The 18,283-nt window shown below is 62.2% G+C and carries 21 protein-coding genes and 5 pseudogenes; 13 read left to right on the top strand and 13 right to left on the bottom strand.

Features of this window, described 5'->3' with window-relative positions:
- Entirely contained in the window at window positions 1-423 is a 423-nt protein-coding gene (locus ACTHJR_RS17520) for a hypothetical protein (RefSeq protein ID WP_440524601.1), read from the top strand.
- Window positions 424-456: 33 nt separating this feature from the next.
- Window positions 457-651: pseudogene (locus ACTHJR_RS17515) on the top strand (hypothetical protein); the annotation flags it as partial.
- A 13-nt stretch (window positions 652-664) separates the two neighbouring features.
- Here the strand turns inward: ACTHJR_RS17515 and ACTHJR_RS17510 are convergent.
- Window positions 665-763, bottom strand: a pseudogene (locus ACTHJR_RS17510) (IS5/IS1182 family transposase); the annotation flags it as partial.
- A 94-nt stretch (window positions 764-857) separates the two neighbouring features.
- On the opposite strand from ACTHJR_RS17510, the gene ACTHJR_RS17505 reads away from it, so the two are divergent.
- The 4 genes from ACTHJR_RS17505 to ACTHJR_RS17490 all read left to right on the top strand — a co-directional run bounded on the left by ACTHJR_RS17505 (window position 858) and on the right by ACTHJR_RS17490 (window position 3,231).
- Entirely contained in the window at window positions 858-1,022 is a 165-nt protein-coding gene (locus tag ACTHJR_RS17505; RefSeq protein WP_440524600.1) for a DUF6572 domain-containing protein, read from the top strand.
- The gene (locus tag ACTHJR_RS17500; RefSeq protein WP_440524598.1) at window positions 1,000-2,007 is read left to right on the top strand and encodes a hypothetical protein; all 1,008 of its coding nucleotides are present in this window, start codon (window positions 1,000-1,002) and stop codon (window positions 2,005-2,007) included. Before ACTHJR_RS17505 ends, ACTHJR_RS17500 begins: the two co-directional genes overlap by 23 nt.
- Window positions 2,008-2,152: 145 nt before the next feature.
- Window positions 2,153-2,488: a hypothetical protein gene (locus ACTHJR_RS17495; protein WP_440524597.1), complete on the top strand. Its 336-nt coding sequence runs from the start codon at window positions 2,153-2,155 to the stop codon at window positions 2,486-2,488.
- A complete protein-coding gene (locus ACTHJR_RS17490; protein WP_440524596.1) occupies window positions 2,485-3,231 on the top strand; it encodes a zeta toxin family protein in 747 nt (248 codons plus the stop codon). Before ACTHJR_RS17495 ends, ACTHJR_RS17490 begins: the two co-directional genes overlap by 4 nt.
- Here ACTHJR_RS17490 and ACTHJR_RS17485 read toward each other — a convergent pair.
- From ACTHJR_RS17485 to ACTHJR_RS17450, 8 genes and pseudogenes are all read right to left on the bottom strand, one after another.
- Window positions 3,228-3,749, bottom strand: coding sequence for an ImmA/IrrE family metallo-endopeptidase (locus ACTHJR_RS17485; protein WP_440524595.1), 522 nt, complete (start codon window positions 3,747-3,749; stop codon window positions 3,228-3,230). The genes ACTHJR_RS17490 and ACTHJR_RS17485 overlap by 4 nt on opposite strands.
- Window positions 3,746-4,036 (bottom strand): helix-turn-helix domain-containing protein, encoded by a 291-nt coding sequence (locus ACTHJR_RS17480; protein ID WP_440524594.1) that lies wholly within the window; start codon window positions 4,034-4,036, stop codon window positions 3,746-3,748. The genes ACTHJR_RS17485 and ACTHJR_RS17480 overlap by 4 nt, the downstream gene beginning before the upstream one ends.
- Window positions 4,037-4,188: 152 nt before the next feature.
- Complete coding sequence (locus ACTHJR_RS17475; protein WP_440524592.1) at window positions 4,189-5,031, bottom strand: hypothetical protein; 843 nt, start codon at window positions 5,029-5,031, stop codon at window positions 4,189-4,191.
- A 202-nt stretch (window positions 5,032-5,233) separates the two neighbouring features.
- Window positions 5,234-5,908, bottom strand: a pseudogene (locus ACTHJR_RS17470) (conjugal transfer protein TrbE); the annotation flags it as partial.
- Window positions 5,902-6,180, bottom strand: a complete 279-nt coding sequence (locus ACTHJR_RS17465; protein WP_440524590.1) for a VirB3 family type IV secretion system protein — start codon at window positions 6,178-6,180, stop codon at window positions 5,902-5,904. The gene ACTHJR_RS17465 and the pseudogene ACTHJR_RS17470, both read right to left, overlap by 7 nt.
- Window positions 6,180-6,515: a TrbC/VirB2 family protein gene (locus ACTHJR_RS17460; RefSeq protein WP_440524589.1), complete on the bottom strand. Its 336-nt coding sequence runs from the start codon at window positions 6,513-6,515 to the stop codon at window positions 6,180-6,182. Before ACTHJR_RS17460 ends, ACTHJR_RS17465 begins: the two co-directional genes overlap by 1 nt.
- A 2-nt stretch (window positions 6,516-6,517) precedes the next feature.
- Window positions 6,518-7,504: a P-type conjugative transfer ATPase TrbB gene (trbB, locus tag ACTHJR_RS17455; RefSeq protein ID WP_440524588.1), complete on the bottom strand. Its 987-nt coding sequence runs from the start codon at window positions 7,502-7,504 to the stop codon at window positions 6,518-6,520.
- On the bottom strand, window positions 7,501-7,902 hold the full coding sequence (locus ACTHJR_RS17450) for a CopG family transcriptional regulator (protein WP_440524587.1): 402 nt from the start codon (window positions 7,900-7,902) through the stop codon (window positions 7,501-7,503). The genes trbB and ACTHJR_RS17450 overlap by 4 nt, the downstream gene beginning before the upstream one ends.
- Window positions 7,903-8,017: 115 nt before the next feature.
- Between ACTHJR_RS17450 and ACTHJR_RS17445 the strand changes: the two are divergent.
- The 4 genes and pseudogenes from ACTHJR_RS17445 to ACTHJR_RS17430 all read left to right on the top strand — a co-directional run.
- A pseudogene (locus ACTHJR_RS17445) lies at window positions 8,018-8,368 on the top strand (conjugal transfer protein TrbE); the annotation flags it as partial.
- Window positions 8,369-8,466: 98 nt separating this feature from the next.
- Window positions 8,467-9,219: an antitoxin Xre/MbcA/ParS-like domain-containing protein gene (locus tag ACTHJR_RS17440; RefSeq protein ID WP_440524585.1), complete on the top strand. Its 753-nt coding sequence runs from the start codon at window positions 8,467-8,469 to the stop codon at window positions 9,217-9,219.
- Window positions 9,216-9,803 carry an RES family NAD+ phosphorylase gene (locus tag ACTHJR_RS17435; protein WP_440524584.1) on the top strand — a complete coding sequence of 196 codons (588 nt, stop codon included), beginning with the start codon at window positions 9,216-9,218 and terminating at the stop codon, window positions 9,801-9,803. The genes ACTHJR_RS17440 and ACTHJR_RS17435 overlap by 4 nt, the downstream gene beginning before the upstream one ends.
- A 218-nt stretch (window positions 9,804-10,021) precedes the next feature.
- Complete coding sequence (locus ACTHJR_RS17430) at window positions 10,022-10,738, top strand: IS6 family transposase (protein WP_440524583.1); 717 nt, start codon at window positions 10,022-10,024, stop codon at window positions 10,736-10,738.
- A gap of 204 nt (window positions 10,739-10,942) precedes the next feature.
- Here ACTHJR_RS17430 and ACTHJR_RS17425 read toward each other — a convergent pair whose 3' ends face one another.
- The 3 genes from ACTHJR_RS17425 to ACTHJR_RS17415 are packed head-to-tail and all read right to left on the bottom strand — an operon-like array spanning window position 10,943 to window position 13,367.
- Entirely contained in the window at window positions 10,943-11,368 is a 426-nt protein-coding gene (locus ACTHJR_RS17425; protein WP_440524581.1) for an aconitase X swivel domain-containing protein, read from the bottom strand.
- Window positions 11,343-12,587, bottom strand: coding sequence for an aconitase X (locus ACTHJR_RS17420; protein WP_440524580.1), 1,245 nt, complete (start codon window positions 12,585-12,587; stop codon window positions 11,343-11,345). Before ACTHJR_RS17420 ends, ACTHJR_RS17425 begins: the two co-directional genes overlap by 26 nt.
- An 18-nt stretch (window positions 12,588-12,605) precedes the next feature.
- Window positions 12,606-13,367, bottom strand: coding sequence for a helix-turn-helix domain-containing protein (locus tag ACTHJR_RS17415; RefSeq protein WP_440524579.1), 762 nt, complete (start codon window positions 13,365-13,367; stop codon window positions 12,606-12,608).
- 139 nt (window positions 13,368-13,506) lie between these two features.
- On the opposite strand from ACTHJR_RS17415, the gene ACTHJR_RS17410 reads away from it, so the two are divergent.
- The 3 genes and pseudogenes from ACTHJR_RS17410 (at window position 13,507) to ACTHJR_RS17400 (ending at window position 17,286) form a co-directional block, all read left to right on the top strand.
- On the top strand, window positions 13,507-14,451 hold the full coding sequence (locus ACTHJR_RS17410) for an ornithine cyclodeaminase family protein (RefSeq protein WP_440524578.1): 945 nt from the start codon (window positions 13,507-13,509) through the stop codon (window positions 14,449-14,451).
- A 107-nt stretch (window positions 14,452-14,558) separates the two neighbouring features.
- Window positions 14,559-15,722: pseudogene (locus tag ACTHJR_RS17405) on the top strand (L-serine ammonia-lyase); the annotation flags it as partial.
- A 112-nt stretch (window positions 15,723-15,834) separates the two neighbouring features.
- Window positions 15,835-17,286 carry an amino acid permease gene (locus ACTHJR_RS17400; RefSeq protein WP_440524576.1) on the top strand — a complete coding sequence of 484 codons (1,452 nt, stop codon included), beginning with the start codon at window positions 15,835-15,837 and terminating at the stop codon, window positions 17,284-17,286.
- A gap of 77 nt (window positions 17,287-17,363) precedes the next feature.
- Here the strand turns inward: ACTHJR_RS17400 and ACTHJR_RS17395 are convergent, their stop codons facing one another.
- Entirely contained in the window at window positions 17,364-18,245 is an 882-nt protein-coding gene (locus ACTHJR_RS17395) for a TSUP family transporter (protein ID WP_440524575.1), read from the bottom strand.
- Window positions 18,246-18,283 lie beyond the last annotated feature (38 nt).

Below are 18,283 nucleotides of genomic sequence, written 5' to 3'. Positions count from 1 at the left end.
ATGGAATTCCAAATCTCGCCACTCAAGGGCGTCGATGATATCGAATTCGGGGCCGCTCCTGCTGATGTGCGTCGGCATTTTGATAGCCAGCCAAAATCCTTTAAGCGAACGCCTCAGGATGCCTTCCCTTGCGACTATTTTGAATCACAGGGTGTGTTTTTCTATTATGATGGCGATGGGCGTCTCGAAGCGGTTGAGTTTGCGTCTCCGGCACGGCCCTCTGTCGAGAAACTGAATCTTCTTGGACTCGGCCTGGATGAGGCAACTGCGGCACTATCTGGTCTCGATAGCGAGGTCGAAAAGGAAGCTGACGGTGCAATTGCATACCAGCTCGGGGTCAGCATTTACGCGCCGCTCGCAAAAGAAAATCCTGCGGCGCCTGTCGAGAGCGTTCTCGCGTTTCGGCCAGGATACTACAACTAAATCGAGTAATTCTTCGCCGCAGAGGGAACGGCGATTGGCGAAGGCGGTGCGGCTTCTCGTTTCACCTTCCGGGGAGACAGCCGCAGCCCGGATGTCATTTTCAACGAGGGGTTTGCTTCTCGCGGAAACAGCACCGATCTGCTGGCTCATGCGTTCGATAATACACTGCCTTCCAGCGCGTATATTTCGACCTCAAAATCCGCCAGCGTGGCAGGTGGCTTTGCCGACAATGTCTATGTCGCACCCGGCGATCATCGACACGCGGCACGCCTCGCGGCTTATTGGGCAGGAGTGGCTCGATCACGCGCCGCTGGGAGTCAGTCAGGTCGTATCGGCTCATGCCGACGCTGAATCAGAGTTCGACACGACAGGAAAGCGGTCATGCGGGTAGCGCGCCAGTTGCAGTCGTTCCTACCGCGAGCGATAACCGCAAAATGAGCGTTGAGCATCCCAACGTAATCGATGCCATTGGTCTGAAAGATGCCGGCGCGAAGATCGTGATGGTTGTTTCAGATCATCTCTCTTGGGATGATCCCGAGCATATTCCGCTCTTGGCGGCCAATAATCGAGGCATATGTGCTGGCCCGACTGCTGGGTGAGGCACTGCCTTTCACGACCGATCCTGTCTTCGAGATGCGCTTCGCAGCGCTTGGTCTGCCCGCCACTGAAATCGAGGACTCGCTAGACCTCGGCGATGCCGTGTTGGCCGGCGGCGGGGGGGTCGCCAATGGCTTCTTGTGGGGTCTCGAATCACTCAATCCGATCGGGAAGCTCGCGATCGTCGACCCAAAGCGGGCGCGGAGCGGCAACGCCAATCGCTGCCTGTTCTTCGATGCCGACGATAAAGAGTTCAAGGCGACATTGTTGGCCGAACGGGTTACGCTGCCCGGCGTCGAGATCGAGCCATTTGTCGGCGTGCTCCATGACTATGTTGCAACGCGCATCGACAAGCGGCTGCCGACATTGATCTCGACCGCTGACAGCCGCGAGGTACGCCGGAGCTTTCAAAAGGAGCTGCCGTTGCGGGTGTTCGACGCATCGACCACGGATGTGTCGGAAGTCGTGGTTCATGCGCACGAGCAACCGACCGGACACGCCTGTCTTTCGTGCATCTATCCTCATGTCGAAGATGAAGACCATCGCGCCCGACATGTTGCGGGGTCATTGGGCCTCAGCCTGGAAGAGGTACAAGCCGGGTTCATTACGGCCGAGGTCGCGGCCAAACTTGCGACGTCCTTTCCTACATTGGGGACGGGCGAGGCGCTCATCAACACTGCGTTCGATACCTTACAAAAGGCCTTGTGCGGCGAAGGATTGCTGAAGCCTGCGCCCGGCGCAGAGCAAGCTGCGGCGCCGTTCTCGTTCGTGTCGAACCTTGCCGGCTTACTACTCGCGCTTGAAATGTATCGCTATCAGACCGATCGCGCGGGCTGGTCTCGAACGAACTATCTGGTGGTCAGTCCGTGGAAGGCGCCGCATCAGATGGTGCGTCGACTGAGGGCTCGGCTTGCGACCTGCGAATTTTGCGCCGATCCGATTTCAACGGCGACGCTTCGCGCGGTCTGGGCCGACGTTATAGCGTGACGGTTGACTGTTTCGGCGATTGACAGTTGGTCCTGCTGACAACGCTGTGCATGTGTAAGGCACACACGCCAGACTGCATAAATTTGACGTAGCGACGTCCGCAAATGCCCTTGCATGCCGGTGTGTAGGAGACATATGGAGAAGTATGAGTGTCAGTAACGCAAACATTGGCAGCAAGAAGCGGTCAGCGCGTGTGACGGTCCGGAAGACTGGCGGCAAGACGCGCGCGGTCACGTTTGGTTCGGTAACGGTGCGCGCAGCCAAGCCACCAGAGGCCGATATCGAGAAGAACGTCGCGTCCGGTCAGTCTGCGCTCGCGCGGGCCCGTGCGACAATGCTGAAACCTGGGGTGCGTCTTTCCACCAGCCGGGATGTGCCGCTCTATCATGTCGATCCCAACAAGCCTGATGAGGTGATCCGCAAGCTTGGGGGCAAGACCGAGCGTGGGCGGTTCGTCAACGGAGCTTTCCAGAAGCAATGATGCCGCTGGCCGCAGCGGTCGATGACGTGCTTGCTGCCCAACAGAAGTCGGGAAAGCCGCTGGCGATCATTCTCGCTGGCCATAACGGCTCGGGCAAGTCGACAATGTGGTATGAGCAGCTGGCGCCGCAGCTGCAGATCCCGCTGGTCAACGCGGATCGCATGATGCTGTCGATTTTGCCTGAGACTTCCTCGAACGCGCCACTACCTGATTGGGCCCGCACTCTGCGTGACGGCGACGAGAGCTGGATGAAGGTCGCGCAAAACGGTGTGCAGGCATTCGTCGCCGAGGCGTTGAGCAATGGTGTCCCGTTTGCGATGGAGACGGTGTTCTCGCACTGGAAGGAGCTGCCGGACGACAAGGTCGAGTCCAAGATCGACCAGATTCTGCAGATGCAGCGCGCCGGCTATTTTGTCGTTCTCTTCTTCGTCGGCCTGGCGAATCAGGCGCTGTCCGTTTTGCGCGTCGAAACCCGAGTGCGCGGTGGCGGGCACGCGGTTGACGCCGCCAAACTGGCCGAACGGTTTCCCCGCACGCAGAAAGCGATCAGAGCAGCAGCCTCGGTCGCGAATGCCGCCATCCTCGTCGACAACAGCCGAGAGCAGAAATACGCGTTTTCGGTGTGCCGGGTTCAGCTCAAGAAAAAGGTGAGCTTTGATATTCGATTGCTCCCCGGCGAACCGCTGACCGCGATCAGCTCATGGCTGGATATCGTCGCGCCTATGGAAGGCGCGGCAGGCTAGCGGCGTAGCAAATTGGTCAGCCGGATCAGCATGGCTTGCTGGCTTACCTTGAAGAGATCGGCGAGGCGCGCAATTTCGCTGTCATCGTTCAGATCGATCCAGGTTTCGCCAAGTGCCCGGCGCACCCAGTCCGCAGGCATCAAAAGATTGGCTGCAAAGGCGTTAGCTTCGACCTCCTGGATATTTTCTGCCGTGCCTGAGCGCGGGTCGCGCAGATTGACGCGAAACGCCGAATCTACATGAACCTCTTCGCCTTCATGCAGCATGAGGTGACCGATCTCGTGCGCGATAGTGAATCGTTGGCGAACGTCAGAGTGCTCGTTGTTGACGGCCACGATCTTACGCTCGCCATCGCGGATCAGGATTCCGGAAATGTCGGTCGCGACCTCGACATGCCGAAGTTCCGCACCGAGCTTGGCCAATATTGGCTCGAGCGCTACGGGTGGTTGCTGTTGATCAGCGATCAGCTCGGAAGAAATTTTGCGAACGCGAGCGTAGGCGACGGGAATGTCGCTCAAGAGTGTGCAGTCTCGTTCTTGAGCGTCTCGACAAGCTCGGCGACATCCGCGCGCAGCAACTTTTCGGTGCTCGCCGCCGGCGGAAACAGTTCCGACGGCTTGGCCTCCAACGCGTTTGCCAGATCGAGTATCTGATGGAGCAGTACGCGCTGTCTGCCCTTTTCGATGTTGGTTATCGACGTCCGCGACAGATCGACACGACGACCGAGCTCTTCCTGCGTAACCTGGCGACGCTCGCGCAGCGCACGAACCCGACTACCAAAAAATGTGTAAAGCGGATCCTGCATACAAACCGTACTTTAATGACAGTGTCAGTGTAGCAAACATTGGAAGTAGGCTCAACACTCCGATCAACGATTGGCGAACCAATTTTCGCCCCAGTTTGCGAAGCAGTTTACAAACCAATTTTCGGATGAATTTTCGAACACATTTTCGAAAACTATCGGCGCAACCGTTGCGCATAGGCATTGTCGAGACTCACCGCGGTGAAATGATCGACGAAATCGCCGGCATCGTTGCCAGGGTTCACGTCGCGCTGAAAATCGAGGTGCGGCAGATGCGCGAATAAAAGGTCGGTCTCGTTTTCGATCGCGCTTGTCGCGTTGATCACGACGTGCCCGAGCAGTGGCCTTGGCTTGCCCACCGCGTCTGCGATGGCATTGCGGTCCAGCAGTTCGACGACCCAGATGAAATGCGGCAATTCGCGGTTGATGGCGCGGATCTTGACGTCTTCGGGCAATCTTGTCGCTGCGAGATGGTGCCGGTAGCGGGCGGCGGTCGTGAGGTACGTTCGGAATACTAGGCCGCTGTCTGCATCGAGATCGAAGAGGGATTGCAGCCGATCGATCGCCGCCACTGGCAATTCCTTCAAGGCGCCGGTGAATTTGTCGCCATGCTCGGCGATACGCCGCACGAATTCGCGGGCAATCAGATCGGCGTGATCGCCAAGCCGCACGACACGTGGCGACAGCGGCACAAAAATATGTGTGACGTCGACTGCGGCCATGATCGGGTTGCCGTCGACGCAGAGCAATTGCTCTGCCGGCAGCATGGCGACATCGTCCGCGGTCAACGCCATCAGTCGATAGGGACCCCGTTGGTCGTCGTGCACGACCAACGCCCTGACAAAGCAATCGTAGCTCTTTCCCTCGCGCACTGCGTCATGCGCTTCAACATAACCGACTGCTGTTAGAGCATGGCCATCCCGCCGATCATCGGCGATGTTCGCGAGTCCCAGGATGACCGGCAGGCCGGAATCGAGATAGCGGACGATTGTCGGCACCGCTGTGTCCTGAAGCAAAGGCAGCGAAGCGTCCTTCGTCGGCTCGGTAACTGTCGCGGTGATGTCGCTGGCATTGCTTACCTCGACGGGATCGTCGACGCCGGCATCGTCTTCGATAAAGGTCGCGCAATAGGGTTGATGGCCGATTCCCCGCAGCGCCCGCACGATGTGGATCGGGCTCAACCCTTTGGAGCCATGCGGCAAGCCGCGGCTCGAGTCCGCCGACCAGCTCGGTGTCGGCGAGCACGCCATCGAGATACATCGGGCAGTCGGGAACGGCGACATCGTGCGACCGGCCAGAGATCGTGCGATGGAGAAAAGTGAGCGTCTCCGTTGAGGTCAGTCCCCTCACCTCGGGCATGAACCCGCGAAAGAGATCGAGGACACGATCGGTTTCGCCAACGAACCCGGCCAGCGCGGTGCGCCAGTCGCGGTCGCCCTCGCCTTCCGGCCGGTCGACCAGGCGCCGCCCCGCTGCTTCGCTCGTATCGGCGGGCGGCAACCAGAGTAGCGTCAGATGGTAGCGGCTCTCGAAATGCTGTCCGGCGGCCTCGAAGCCGGCACGCCGCTCCTCGTCGACCAGCCAGGAGGCGGCATCGGGAAACGCACTTTCCGGATAGCCCAGTGCCTCGCGCCGCTCCGCTTCGAAGAACAGAGCCCAGCCGGTACCGAAGCGCCGGAGCACATTATTGGCACGCGCGCAGACGCCGAGAAGTTCGGCTTCGGTCGCGCTTTCGAGATCGGGGCCGCGAAAAGCGAGGCTACGCTGGAAACTGCCGTCCTTGTTGAGGATCACACCGGGCGCGACGAGCGCCGCCCAGGGCAGATGATCGGCGAGCCGGTCGCTCCGCCGCCGATATTCGGCGAGGTTCAGCATGACAGATAGCCTTTCTGGCGCAAATGCCGGATCAGCACGGGCGCAAAGTCGGGATCGCGGCGCGTGGCGATGACAGCGATCGAGTGACCGGCGGCCCAGACGACCAGGCCGATGATCCATTGCTGCAGCCCGAGACCGAGCGCGGCCGCGATCGTGCCGTTGACGATCGCGAGGCCGCGCGGCGCACCGCCGAGCAGAATCGGCGAACCCAGGCTCGACTGGATCTGGACCTCGAAGCCGTCGAGATGCCCGGAGGACGCAATATTCGCCATCACACCAGCGCGCCGCCGCCGAAGCTGAAGAAGCTCAGGAAGAAGGACGAGGCGGCGAAGGCGATCGAAAGACCGAAGACGATCTGGATCAGCCGGCGGAAGCCGCCCGACGTTTCGCCGAACGCCAGCGTCAGACCCGTCGTGATGATGATGATCACCGCGACGATCTTGGCGACCGGTCCCTGGACGGATTCCAGCACCTGCTGGAGCGGCTGTTCCCAGGGCATTCCCGAGCCGCCGGCCCAGGCGGGCGTTGCCGAAAAGGCAAGTGCGACGACGGCGACGAGCGGCAATGCGACACGCGACCGCGCGAGACGGACGGATAGCAGGCGCATGATCATTCTCCTTGTTGCTGGTGAGGGTCGGCGGTGACGTCGATGACCGCGTAGCCGCCGTCGGGATCGAGCCCGGTCACGTGCGCGATGCTGTCGATCCGGCGGGCCGTGCCGCGCCCGCTGATGAAGACGACGACGTCGATCGCATCCGCGATCAATCGGCGCGGGACGGTGACGACGGCTTCCTGGATGAGCTGCTCGACGCGGAAGAGCGCGGAGCGCGCGGAATTGGCGTGGACGGTGGCGATGCCGCCGGGATGCCCGGTGTTCCAGGCCTTGAGCATGTCGAGCGCTTCGCCGCCGCGCACCTCGCCGACGATGATGCGGTCGGGGCGCAGGCGAAGCGTCGAACGCACAAGATCGGCCATCGACACCGCGCCGGCTCGTGTGCGGAGCGCCACGGTGTCGCTCGCCGGCGACAGCAGCGCGCGCGTGTCCTCGATCAGGATCACGCGTTCGTTGCGCTCGCCCATCACTGGGAGCAGCGCATTTGCGAGCGTCGTCTTGCCCGAGCTCGTTCCGCCGGCGACGAGAATGTTGTGGCGGTCGCGGACCGCGATCCCGAGCAGCTCCGCCATCCGGGCCGACATGATGCCATCGGCGACATAGTCGGAGAGCGTGTAGATCCACGTGGCGGGCTTGCGGATCGAGAAACAGGGCGCGGTGCTGACCGGCGGGAGCACGCCTTCGAACCGCTCGCCGGCGCCTTCATCATGCGCCGGCAATTCGGCCGAGACGATCGGCGAACCGGCATGGGCTTCGACCCGTGCGTGGCTGGCGACCAGGCGGATGATGCGCTCGACCTGGCTGGCATCGAAGCGGACCAGCGCGTCGGTCCGCCCCTCCCCCAGACGATCGAGCCTGAGCGCGCCGTCGGGGTTGACCATCACCTCAAGGACCAACGGATCGGCCAGCGCCGCCGCGATGATTGGGCCGAAGGCAGTGCGCAGCATCGCGCGGCGTCGTTCCGCGGAGAGTTGCTCGGTCATGCCGGGTCTTCCGATGGAGGGGCGCCGAGCGTGCGGGTGCCGGCTGCCAATTGGCGGCCGACCTGCGCCACGAATGCATCGAAACGCTCGCGCCCGACCGCCAGCGCCGCCTTGTCCGCGTCGGGCAGCGGCGCCGTCACCAGTAATTGGTAGCGGACGAACAGCGCCAGGCTTTCGAGCACGACATCGATGTCGCGCCGGACCAGGCCTATGTCGCGGCCGATGCGATCGAGCCGGGCCTTCAGGAGATCCTCGATCTCCTTCGCGCCACGGCGCGCCAGCCAGGATTTGATGGCGTCATTGGCGAGCCGCGACTTGTTGCCGCGATTGCCAGCGGCAAGCGTGTCCAACGCCTGAGCTACCTCGCGATCGAGGTAGAGATTCTGCCGGACTTTCATGGCAACAGACCCGGGATCAGATCGCGCTGCCCGCTTTCGTCGAGCGCGAAGCCACGCGTCGCCGGCGTGAGACCTCGGGCGCGGTCCATCGCGCGCTGATCGGCGACGAGATCCCCATCCTCTTCGCCAGCCAGAAGCTCCGGCCCCACTTCTTCGGGGCGCTCGATGGCTTGGCGGTCAGCATCTTCGCACGCTCACCATCCTGGGCTTCCCCAATATGAGCCGGCCGGGAATCCTCGACGCGCTCAATGCGTCGGACTTCGGCTATCGTTGGGTCACGCGCTTCGTCGCGCTCGACAAGACCGACGCTACCAAGGTGCTGACCAAGCTGCGGCGCCAATGGTTCAACAAGCGCAAGTCGGTCACCGCGCTGTTGCGCGAGGTTCTCTACAACCAGCCCGCGCAGCTGCTCGACAGCGATGCCGACAACATCGTTGAGCTGGACTGTGACGCTGTTGTTCGATCCTGTTCGGATTGGAATTGGCGTACGCCAACGACTGAAGTCGATATCCTCTTTTGCAATGGCCCTTGCGACCGAAACCATGCGCGTTCGATCTGTACGATATGGACAATGTGTACGATGTGGACTATATCGTGCGCAAGGAGTCCAACATGTCAAATGACACTCTTGTACGTGAACGCGGAGCGAACTCCGTCAAGGTCACTCGAACCGCAGTCCAAACTGTGCTGCGAAAGAGCAATCCGGGGATTCCAAACGAGATAGTCCGGGATGCCGCGTCGGCTATTTCGACACTTTGGAATATCCTCTCGCAGCTTCCGCCGGCCGAGTTTCGCGTGCTGTCGAAGGACAGCGACCGATTGCGCGAGGTCTTGACGGACGTAGCTGCCCAGGCCGCTCCCGAACGTGTGCACATTCCTGCGACCGGGCCGGCAGTCCGGAAAAAAGGGAGCGGCCTTGGCACACGAGTCTCCGTGAGAGAAGGGCGCGCGCGGCTCGATCGATTTGTCACGCCGGTCTCATTGGAAAGCTGGGCTGGTCCTGTGGCTGGTGCAGGCGAGATAGAGGAGCAACTGTCGATTCCTCGCTCGACGCTCAATGCATGGCTCAAGAGGAAGGCAATTATCGGACTGCTGCGGGGGGAGCGGAAGCTCGCTTATCCGCTTGAGCAGTTCATAGATGCGCGCCCCTTACCGGGCGTGGCCGACGTTCTTGAGGTGACGCCGGACGCAAGGGCGGCTTGGCTTTGGTTCAGGCAGTCGCATGTCGCACTCGATAATGAGACTCCTTTGGCATTCCTGAAGCGTGGCGGCGACAGAAAGAGGGTCGCGCTCGCGGCGCGACGTGACTTCGCATGATTCCGGCGGTTCTGGATCCCGACATCCTTCGAAAATACACCAAGGATTGGGACGGGAATGACTATCTGCGCACCACTCCTTGGGATCATCGTGCCACGCCGCTCGGCATGGGGTACGGAAACACTCGCTTCGCGAGCACCGCCAGGAGCTTTCGGCTACTCTATATTGCCGAGACACTCCCTGCGAGCCTGGCTGAAGCGGTTGTGCGCGACCGATTCGAAGGCGTCTCGCCTCCGCGCCAGATGACGCGGGGCGAATTCACTGACTGGGGTGTTTGCGAAGTCGATACGTCCAGTCGACTCCGACTCCTCGATCTCACTGGCAATGCCTGCTTCGACCTTGGGGTGTCCACGGACATTGCGGGTGGTAAGGCACAAGACGAAGCGCGAGAGTTTAGTGAACGCCTCTACGCCACCACCGACCTCGACGGCATTCTGTACCACTCGCGACTGCAGAAGCTCACCGAGTGCGTGGCCGTTTACGACCGGGCTGTCGGGAAGCTGGCGGCAACACCTGTCAGCCGCCTTGAAACACTCGTCGATCTGATTCCGGCACTGGAAGCGCTCAACATCCAGCTAATCTAGCGGTCGAACAGGCGCCTTTAGATGCCGCAAAGGGCCTCGAGAATTGTCCAAAATGGCGCATGAGCGAACCTTGGGGCTTGCCTATGTACCGTGGGTTCGATAGAGAGACACGCAATCGAACTGACGTGATAAGTGTTTGTTTTTAGACGATAAAATATTTGGCGGTGCTGTCAGACGTAATGCACCGGTCGTTAGGGGAGGGGTGATAGCGGGCTCGGATGCCCCGTCCATGCAAGCTAGCCAGCCCGTTTCGCTATTTCAATTCGTCGCCCGAGGTGATCCGCCTGGTGGTGCTCATGTATGTTCGGTTTCCGCTGTCGCTGCGTAACGTCGAGGACCTGCTGTTCGAGCGCGGGATCGACCTTTGCCACGAGACGGTGCGGTTCTGGTGGAACCGGTTTGGTCCGATGTTCGCCGGCGATATCCGCAAGCGCCGGGTCTCCTACATGAAGGGGTTTCGCCATTGGCGTTGGCATCTCGATGAGATGTATGTGAAGCTCAACGGCGAGATGGTCTATCTCTGGCGTGCGGTTGATCATGAGGGCGAGATCCTCGAATCCTATGTCACCAAAAAGCGGGATAAATCTGCTGCTTTGGCTTTCATGAAGAAGGCGCTGAAGCGGCACGGTCGAGCCGAGGTTGTCGTGACGGACGGCTTGCGATCCTATCCCGCGGCGATGCGCGACCTAGGCAATCTCGATCGGCGCGAAATGGGCTGGTGGCTCAACAATCGCTGCGAAAACAGCCACATCGGATTTCGTCGACGAGAGCGAGCGATGCTGCGCTTTCGTCGGATGAAGACGCTGCAAAAATTCGCCTCCGTCCACGCCAATGTGACCAATCACTTCAGTCTCGAACGCCACCTCGTCGATCGCCAAACCTACAAAGAGCGCCGCTCCGCGGCGCTCATCGAATGGTGGGCGATCGCCAGCTGAGCCGCCGTTATCAAAGACCGACTTGCATCCGCCAGAGAGCGTTTCGCATTAGACTGACACCACCCCTTCGCGTATTGGACGATCGAATGGTGGATTGGCAGACGATGCGGTTGCCGGGAGTCTGGACGCACGAAACCGACGAAGGTCGCGAATGCACACGGCGCCAGCGCCTCCCGAACCCGATTGCGCGGCGCCCGATTCGACCTAGATGCGGCTGACCGATCCCGAGCGGTCGATCCCGATCTCGGTTGCCGCTACGAGGTCGGCATAAGCGGCGTCGTCCGCAAGCAAGATCGGCAGCGCCACGTCGTAGAGCTCTGCCGCGACAAGGCCGCCAATCACGAGAATCGGATCGATCCGAGAGAGGATGATCGCAGCCGGCGCCGTGCCCAGGCGCACTGCCTCGACGAGCGCGCTCGACGACGAAGACGATCCGCGACCGCCCGGCATCACGAGGATGGCGTTGGACAGCAATCGGCCAAAGTCCGGGTGCGAGACATCGCAAACGCGACCCGTTTCGAGGTCCAGCCCGCCCCACAGACTGAGGGGCGCCGAAAGGACAATGACCGGACCCGCGGCAGCGCCAGGGACGAGCAGCTGGAAATTACCGCTGATCATCGGGCGCAACATGTCCAAGCGTGGCGGAGCGCAAGCAACGCTCCAGCGTCATCAGGCCAACGCGTCGCCGCAGGTTGCCCGGCCCGTAATGAGCCCATTTGCCCGAGTTGGTCGCGATCGCGCCTTGCCGTTCGCGGACGACGGGCGCGAGATAGGTACAGGTATCGACGACGATCTCGATGCCGAAGTCGAACAAGGGGGCGAAGCGCCCGTCGCTACGGATCATGGCTTCGATTTCGCGCGAGGTCGAAACATACACTTCGATTTTCGCGATCTCCGACTGCCGTCGCACCATATCGGACAGATGCTCGAATTCGCTGAGCGAAAAGTGAGGCGTGCCGAGACAGACGGCCGCCAGCGGCTCGCCCGGTTGGACCGGGCATAGTGTCGCCAGCGCCTTGCGCAGGTCTTCTGCCGTAATCTTGATGCAGGGCAGGGCCTCGGGATCAGCTATCGCCGTATCGGCCTCCGGTGTGATGCCGACGACATGAAACAAGGCAAGCGCGCCGGAAGAAGCGGCGGCAGCACCGAGAGCCTTGAGCTCGTCGCGATTGGCGACAGCCAGATTGGTGATCGCGGGAACATGGCCGATCGACTGGCGGCCGAGCACATAGCCGAGACAAGCGAAATACAAGTCGCGCGGCAAGCCGAACTCGCTCGGCGCTGGAACCTCGACCAGAAGCGTCGCCAACCGATTTTCCGGTCGATGAAGGCCGGCATAGGGCACGCGGCCGGTGAAGGCGGCACACAAGTCGGTGAAGTCACCATAGCGATCGGTTCGCGCGCCCAGTACGGAATTGGCAAACACGATCGCGTTGGATTCCGCCCAGGCGATATGTTCGCCGAGCATCGGCTGGTTCATCCGCTGATACGGTGCACAGGTCAGCGTCGCCAGGCACCCGACCTGCTCGTGGAGCGCGGTCAGTTCGCGCTGCGCATCGATGATTTCGGGTGGGCCTTGATGCCAGCCGGGATGAACCACATCAACGGCGGCAACGTTGAGGGTGGTCGGTACCCGGACCTGCCCACCAAGATCAGCGAAACGTTTGACGAAATCGATGCTCGACGGGCCGTGATACAGGCATCCGTCGATATGAGCGGAGCGGATCGAGATGAAGCGGTCTGCGCCCACCACTTCGCCGTAACGTTGCAATAGGCGCATCGCATTGGCCGCAGCTGGACCGAAGCCACCGGCGAGCAAGTCGCGATCGATAGGTTCGAGAGTCAGCATTGTCTGGGGTCTATCCGCTCAGGGCGCGGTTGAGGTGAGCTTGCGCGTTTTCCGCTTGGGTGCCGCGTCGCCGATAACAGCCTCGGCTATGCCCATGGCTTCCTGGGCGAACGAGATCATCGGTTCCTCGGACACGCCGTCGACGTCCGACCCGATGCAAAGGATGCGAGCGGTGCCTTTGCCGACATTCACATAAGCGTGGCCGACGCCGCTATCGAAGAATACGCTCTCGCCGGGACTTAGACGCAGCGGTGCGTAAATTTCGGTGTGAACCTCGATCTCGCCTTCCAGCACGTACGTGAATTCGTCGCCCTCATGCTGGATAAGTTGCTCGAATTCCTTTGGGTCGCGGGCATGGATCTCCATGATGACCGGCGAGAAGCGCTTGTGGATGATATCGTGCGCCAGGTAATTGTACGTGTAAACGTTCGCCGCGACTTCGAAGCCTTCGCCGACGCGATGGACACTACGCCGGCCGGAGAACAGCGAGACGCCCGATTTCTTTTCGCCCGAGGTGAACAGCCGCGACACATCGACCGACAGCGCCGCCGCGAGCTGGACGAGCTTGTCGTAGGTCAGCGACCGCTGTCCGTTCTCGATCTTTGAGAGAGTCGAGATCGACAAGCCGGTGGCCTTTGACGCGTTGGCCAGGCTCCAGTTGCGCTCTTGGCGGATCGATCGCAGCGCCGCCCCCAACGTCAGCTTTTCCGATTCAGCGCCCACAACCATACACCACTCCAAACCGGCACAAAAACGGCCGGTACAATAAAGTATGAGCAAACCCGGAGAAGCGCAAGCAGTCGATTAGCCAATATTGACCAAGTTTGGACAATTTGGAAAATTTGGACTGGCGAGCGCCATCGAATTCGGGCAAACGGGTTTGGGGGGCGCGGATGCCCGAAGGGGAGAGTATGTCGGCATGATCCATTTCGATGGCGCCAGTATTGGATCCCGGCTCCAGCTGCGCGCAATGATCGACCGGCTTGCGACGACCATGCGGGAAAGGCCGTCGGCGCCGGTTCGACAGCGTCTGGTCGACCCGCACGGGCGAGAATTCCTGGTCATGCCGGCAATGGTTGCGAACTATGCCGGCATCAAGTCACTGACGATCGTGCCGCAAAACCGCGGAACCCAGCGACCGGTCATCTCTGGCCTGTTCACGCTGTTTGAGCTCGAGACCGGCCGGCAGCTGGCGACGATGGATGCCGAGGAGCTGACGGCGCGGCGTACGAGCGCGATCTCGGCCGCCGCAGCAGAATATCTGGCGCGTGACGATGCCTCGAACTTGCTCGTCCTCGGTTCAGGGCATCTCGCGCCTTATATGGCGGCCGCGCATGCGGTAGTGCGGCCGATCGAGACGATCCGCATTTGGGCCAGGGATGCGGATCGCGCGAAAGGAGCCGTCGACAAAATCCGATCTTTACTACCGTCGGGTAGCCAACCGGATATCGTGGTGGCGGCCGATCTCGAGGAAGCGACCCGGTCCGCCGATATCGTGACGGCGGCCACCAGCGCGACAGCGCCGTTGATCCGAGGGAAATGGCTGCGGCCTGGCACCCATGTCGACCTGGTCGGCAGCTATCGGCCCGATATGCGTGAGATCGACGACGAAGGCATCAGCCGCGCCAGGATTTTCGTCGACGATCGGGCGGCGGCGCTGACCGAGGCTGGCGACCTGACCGATCCCATCGCGCGAGGTCTGATATCGCGGATGGCGATCTGCGGTGAGCTTGCGGATCTCTGTGCCGGGCATGGCGGTCGTGTCGCGAGCGACGAGATCACGCTCTTCAAATCCGTTGGGACGGGGATAGCCGATCTCGTTGCCGCGATCGAAGTATGGGAGTCCGGCGCGTCCCTTCACTGAGCGATGGCGGCAACGCCTGACGCTGGCACGTTCGCGTCGGACCGCGACGACCGTGACTGTCGAGCCCAGGCCGGGCGCCGAGCGAGAGTGTCTGCCATTCGAAATGCCGGCCGCAAACGATCCACCCAGATCGGGCCGAACGCATAGTAGCGCAGATCCGCGCCACCGGCCGGCTCGCGACGGGCGGCGGGGCTCGGGAAATAGCCTTCGATGAGGCCCGGCATCTTCACCTTCTCCGGCGCGAACGGCTCGATTTTCATACGAACGGTCTGCGCTTTGCGGCTTATGACGATGCCGGACGTGAACTCCTGTCGCGTACCTATTACTCGATCGGTGGCGGCGCGGTGCTCGACGAGGACGAGATCGGGCGCAACGCAGCGCCCGATCTCAGCTGGGACGTGCCCTTCCCATTCAAGTCCGGCGACGGACTACTCACGCTCGCGCAATCGACGGGCCTGACCATCGCCGCGATCATGCGTGCCAATGAAGAAGCGATTTTCCCGCCTGAAGAAGTGGTCGAGCGCCTGGCCGTGATCAGGGACGCCATGTCGGCCTGTATCGATCGGGGCGTAGGCGCCGACGCCGCCGAGCTTCCCGGTGGCCTGCGGGTGAAGCGCCGCGCGCCGGCCGTCTATCGAACGCTCATCGCTAAACAGGAGCGGGCGCTCTCGGACCCACTGTCGGTCATCGACTGGATCAATTTGTGGGCACTTGCGGTCAATGAGGAGAACGCCGCAGGCGGCCGCGTCGTGACCGCACCGACCAATGGGGCGGCGGGCATCGTTCCGGCGGTGCTGCGATATTACGAGCGCTTCGTGCCGAGCGCGTCCGATCGCGGGGCCGAAGACTTTTTGCTGACCGCGGCCGCCATCGGATCGCTGTTCAAGGAGAATGCGTCGATCTCGGGGGCCGAGGTCGGCTGTCAGGGCGAGGTTGGCGTTGCTTGCTCGATGGCAGCGGCCGGACTGGCTGCCGCGCTGGGGGCGTCTCCCGCTCAGGTCGAGAATGCCGCGGAGATCGGCATGGAGCATAATCTGGGGCTGACCTGCGATCCGGTCGGCGGGCTCGTTCAGGTACCCTGTATCGAGCGCAACGCGGTCGGATCGATCAAGGCGGTCGAGGCCGCCCGGCTGGCGATGCTCGGTGACGGCACCCACCGCGTTAGCCTCGATCAGGTGATCGAGACGATGCGGCGCACCGGTATCGATATGAGCGAGCGGTACAAGGAGACGTCGCTCGGCGGCCTGGCGGTCAACGTCGTCGAGTGTTGAGGCGCGCGATCGACCGGCGGCGCCGCACGGCGCGATTCACCCAGCAACTCGACGCCGCGCGCGGTTTCGCGACGCGGAGGATCACTTCTCGTTTCATGAAGGGGCATTGGTCATGGCTGACGGACAGAAGACATCGGGGGTGCTCGCCTCGCTTCGTGGGCCCTTCAAGGCGATCGAGCCGCCTCAAACAGACGCGACCCATAAGCTTCATCGGACGCTGAGCTGGCATCATCTGGTCGCCCTCGGTGTTGGCGCGATCGTCGGCACCGGCATCCTGACCCTGACGGGAGTGGGCGCGTCGCTGGCCGGGCCAGGCGTGCTCCTGTCGTTCCTCATTGCCGGTGTCGTCTGTGCGGCGGCCGCGCTTGGCTATGCCGAACTGGCGGCGATGATTCCGCAGTCCGGCTCCGCCTATACTTATTCCTACGTTGCGCTGGGCGAGACGATCGCCTGGATCGTCGGCTGGAGCCTGATCCTTGAATATTCGGTGGTGTGTTCAACCGTCGCCGTCGGCTGGTCGGGATACTTTGCCGGATTCATGAGCGGACTGGGCCTCGACATACCGCACGCGCTCGCCAATGGCCCGGACGCGGGCGGGATCATCAATCTTCCGGCAATCGGCGTTATCGCAATGGTCGCCGGGCTGCTGCTCGTCGGCACGCGGGAATCCGCGACCCTGAACGCGATCCTTGTCGCGCTGAAGATCGCGGCACTCCTCCTTTTCGTTACGATCGCCGCACCGCATTTCGATGCCGCCAACTTCCATCCCTTCTTGCCTCACGGCTTTGCGAGCCATGTCGATCCGGATGGTACCAAACGCGGTGTCTTGGCCGCCGCGTCGATCATCTTCTTTGCCTTTTACGGGTTCGACGCGGTTTCGACCGCCGCCGAGGAGGCGAAGAATCCCGCGCGCGACATGACCATCGGCATCGTCGGATCGATGGTATCATGCGTCATCATCTACGTCGTCGTCGCCGCCTGCGCTATCGGCGCCGTGCCGGTCGATCGCTTTGCTGCCTCGCCCGAGCCGCTCGCCCTGGTGTTGCGGCTCCTCGGGTCGACCACGGCGGCAACGGTGTTCGGGGCAGCTGCCGTTGTCGCACTACCGACGGTCATCCTGGCGTTCCTGTTCGGTCAGACGCGCATCTTCTTCGTGATGGCTCGCGACGGTCTGTTCCCGGCGTCGCTCGGCCGCGTTGATGCGCGGAGCGGTGTTCCGGTTGCGGTAACCTGCGTGACGGCGGTAATCGTTGCGGCGATCGCGGCTTTCCTGCCCTGGTCGGAGATCGCCGCCCTGGCCAATGCGGGAACTCTGTGCGCCTTCGTCGCTGTCGGCGCCGCCATCCTGGTCCTCCGCCGCCGCGAGCCCGGCCGGCCCCGGCCTTTCCGCGCGCCGCTTGCATCCATCGTTGGCGCCGTCGCGATCATCGGCTGCCTTTATCTGTTCTGGAATCTCCCGTTGGCCACGCAATTGCGGTTCTTCGGATGGAATGCGATCGGCCTTGTCGTCTATCTCGTCGTCCGCCGTCGGGCACGGAAAAACGAAGCGGCACTACAGGCCTGACCGCCGCTTCATGGCCGTCGGCAGCATGCCGACCGGTCCGAAACGTGAGGCCGGTCAGGCAGGTTTGCAATGCGCTGCTATTGGGCGGGCGGGTTGCTGTCGGGCGCTTTCAGCGACGATCGCCACAGGATCGCCGAGGCGTACAGCACGACGGCGACGACCAGCCAGCGCAGCACGGTAAGAGGCATCGCTTTCACGACGAGAGCGGCAACCAACACTGCCGGAACCCCGCCGATCGCGATCCCCGAGACCATGCGCAAATCGAGGCCGTCTTCGCGCAACACGCGGATACCCGAGGTGATGATGCAATAGGCGCACGCGCTGCTCATCACGGGAAAGGCCAGCTTCGGATCAATCCCGATCAGCGAGAACACGAGCAGGGTGGGGGCGTAGTTGCCGACCCCGAAATTGAGCAGCACGCCGAGCAGGAGATGCAGGACAATCGACACGCCGAGCTGCAAGCCTGTCGATGCCGATGACGCCTGGGTGTGCGGTGTCAGGCCGAGATTGGCGGCGACGTAGAAAATGGCGGCGATGATCAGCGCCGTCGCGACCATTGCCTGCACAAGACGGATCGGCGCGTGCCGGGCCAGCGGCGCGCCGATCTGCCCGCCGATCACCATCGCGACGACCGACCCGGCAAGAAGCGGCCCATCGACCTTGGCGCCCAGCAGGATGAGAAATACCGCCGACTGCATCAGGACCGGCAGGGAATGTCCTGCGACCATGGTCGAGGGAATCAACCGGTCCGGCACCAGGCGCTGCAGTTTCAGCCAGGCCATGGTCGGCGCAAACGATCCGATCCCCAGCGTATCGAAGAAATTGGTGACGGCACCGATGGCCAGGCCGATCGGTCGCGGCGATGGGCTGCCCGATGCGAGAGCGCGCCTGGCCAGCAACGCGATGAACGCAAGCGCGGCAACGGCGAGCGGCACCAGGATGATCAGCAACAGCGTCATGCGCCCTCCCGAACGTGGCGATCGGCCGACCGCCCCGG

The sequence above is a fragment of the Sphingomonas sp. genome, assembly GCF_051962185.1.
Classification (GTDB): domain Bacteria; phylum Pseudomonadota; class Alphaproteobacteria; order Sphingomonadales; family Sphingomonadaceae; genus Sphingomonas.
Note: the sequence above shows the minus strand (reverse complement) of the source record. Positions and strands in the feature narration are given on the sequence as shown.

Coding starts and splice junctions, on each gene's coding strand:
- ACTHJR_RS17480 (WP_440524594.1), bottom strand. CDS start 4,036: ATGCAGGATCCGCTTTACACATTTTTTGGTAGTCGGGTTCGTGCGCTG.
- ACTHJR_RS17410 (WP_440524578.1), top strand. CDS start 13,507: ATGATCCATTTCGATGGCGCCAGTATTGGATCCCGGCTCCAGCTGCGC.
- ACTHJR_RS17435 (WP_440524584.1), top strand. CDS start 9,216: ATGATTCCGGCGGTTCTGGATCCCGACATCCTTCGAAAATACACCAAG.
- ACTHJR_RS17520 (WP_440524601.1), top strand. CDS start 1: ATGGAATTCCAAATCTCGCCACTCAAGGGCGTCGATGATATCGAATTC.
- ACTHJR_RS17460 (WP_440524589.1), bottom strand. CDS start 6,515: ATGCGCCTGCTATCCGTCCGTCTCGCGCGGTCGCGTGTCGCATTGCCG.
- ACTHJR_RS17495 (WP_440524597.1), top strand. CDS start 2,153: ATGAGTGTCAGTAACGCAAACATTGGCAGCAAGAAGCGGTCAGCGCGT.
- ACTHJR_RS17400 (WP_440524576.1), top strand. CDS start 15,835: ATGGCTGACGGACAGAAGACATCGGGGGTGCTCGCCTCGCTTCGTGGG.
- ACTHJR_RS17420 (WP_440524580.1), bottom strand. CDS start 12,587: ATGCTGACTCTCGAACCTATCGATCGCGACTTGCTCGCCGGTGGCTTC.
- ACTHJR_RS17465 (WP_440524590.1), bottom strand. CDS start 6,180: ATGGCGAATATTGCGTCCTCCGGGCATCTCGACGGCTTCGAGGTCCAG.
- ACTHJR_RS17440 (WP_440524585.1), top strand. CDS start 8,467: ATGGACAATGTGTACGATGTGGACTATATCGTGCGCAAGGAGTCCAAC.
- ACTHJR_RS17450 (WP_440524587.1), bottom strand. CDS start 7,902: ATGAAAGTCCGGCAGAATCTCTACCTCGATCGCGAGGTAGCTCAGGCG.
- ACTHJR_RS17430 (WP_440524583.1), top strand. CDS start 10,022: ATGCCCCGTCCATGCAAGCTAGCCAGCCCGTTTCGCTATTTCAATTCG.
- ACTHJR_RS17490 (WP_440524596.1), top strand. CDS start 2,485: ATGATGCCGCTGGCCGCAGCGGTCGATGACGTGCTTGCTGCCCAACAG.
- ACTHJR_RS17425 (WP_440524581.1), bottom strand. CDS start 11,368: ATGTTGCGCCCGATGATCAGCGGTAATTTCCAGCTGCTCGTCCCTGGC.
- ACTHJR_RS17395 (WP_440524575.1), bottom strand. CDS start 18,245: ATGACGCTGTTGCTGATCATCCTGGTGCCGCTCGCCGTTGCCGCGCTT.
- trbB (WP_440524588.1), bottom strand. CDS start 7,504: ATGACCGAGCAACTCTCCGCGGAACGACGCCGCGCGATGCTGCGCACT.
- ACTHJR_RS17505 (WP_440524600.1), top strand. CDS start 858: ATGAGCGTTGAGCATCCCAACGTAATCGATGCCATTGGTCTGAAAGAT.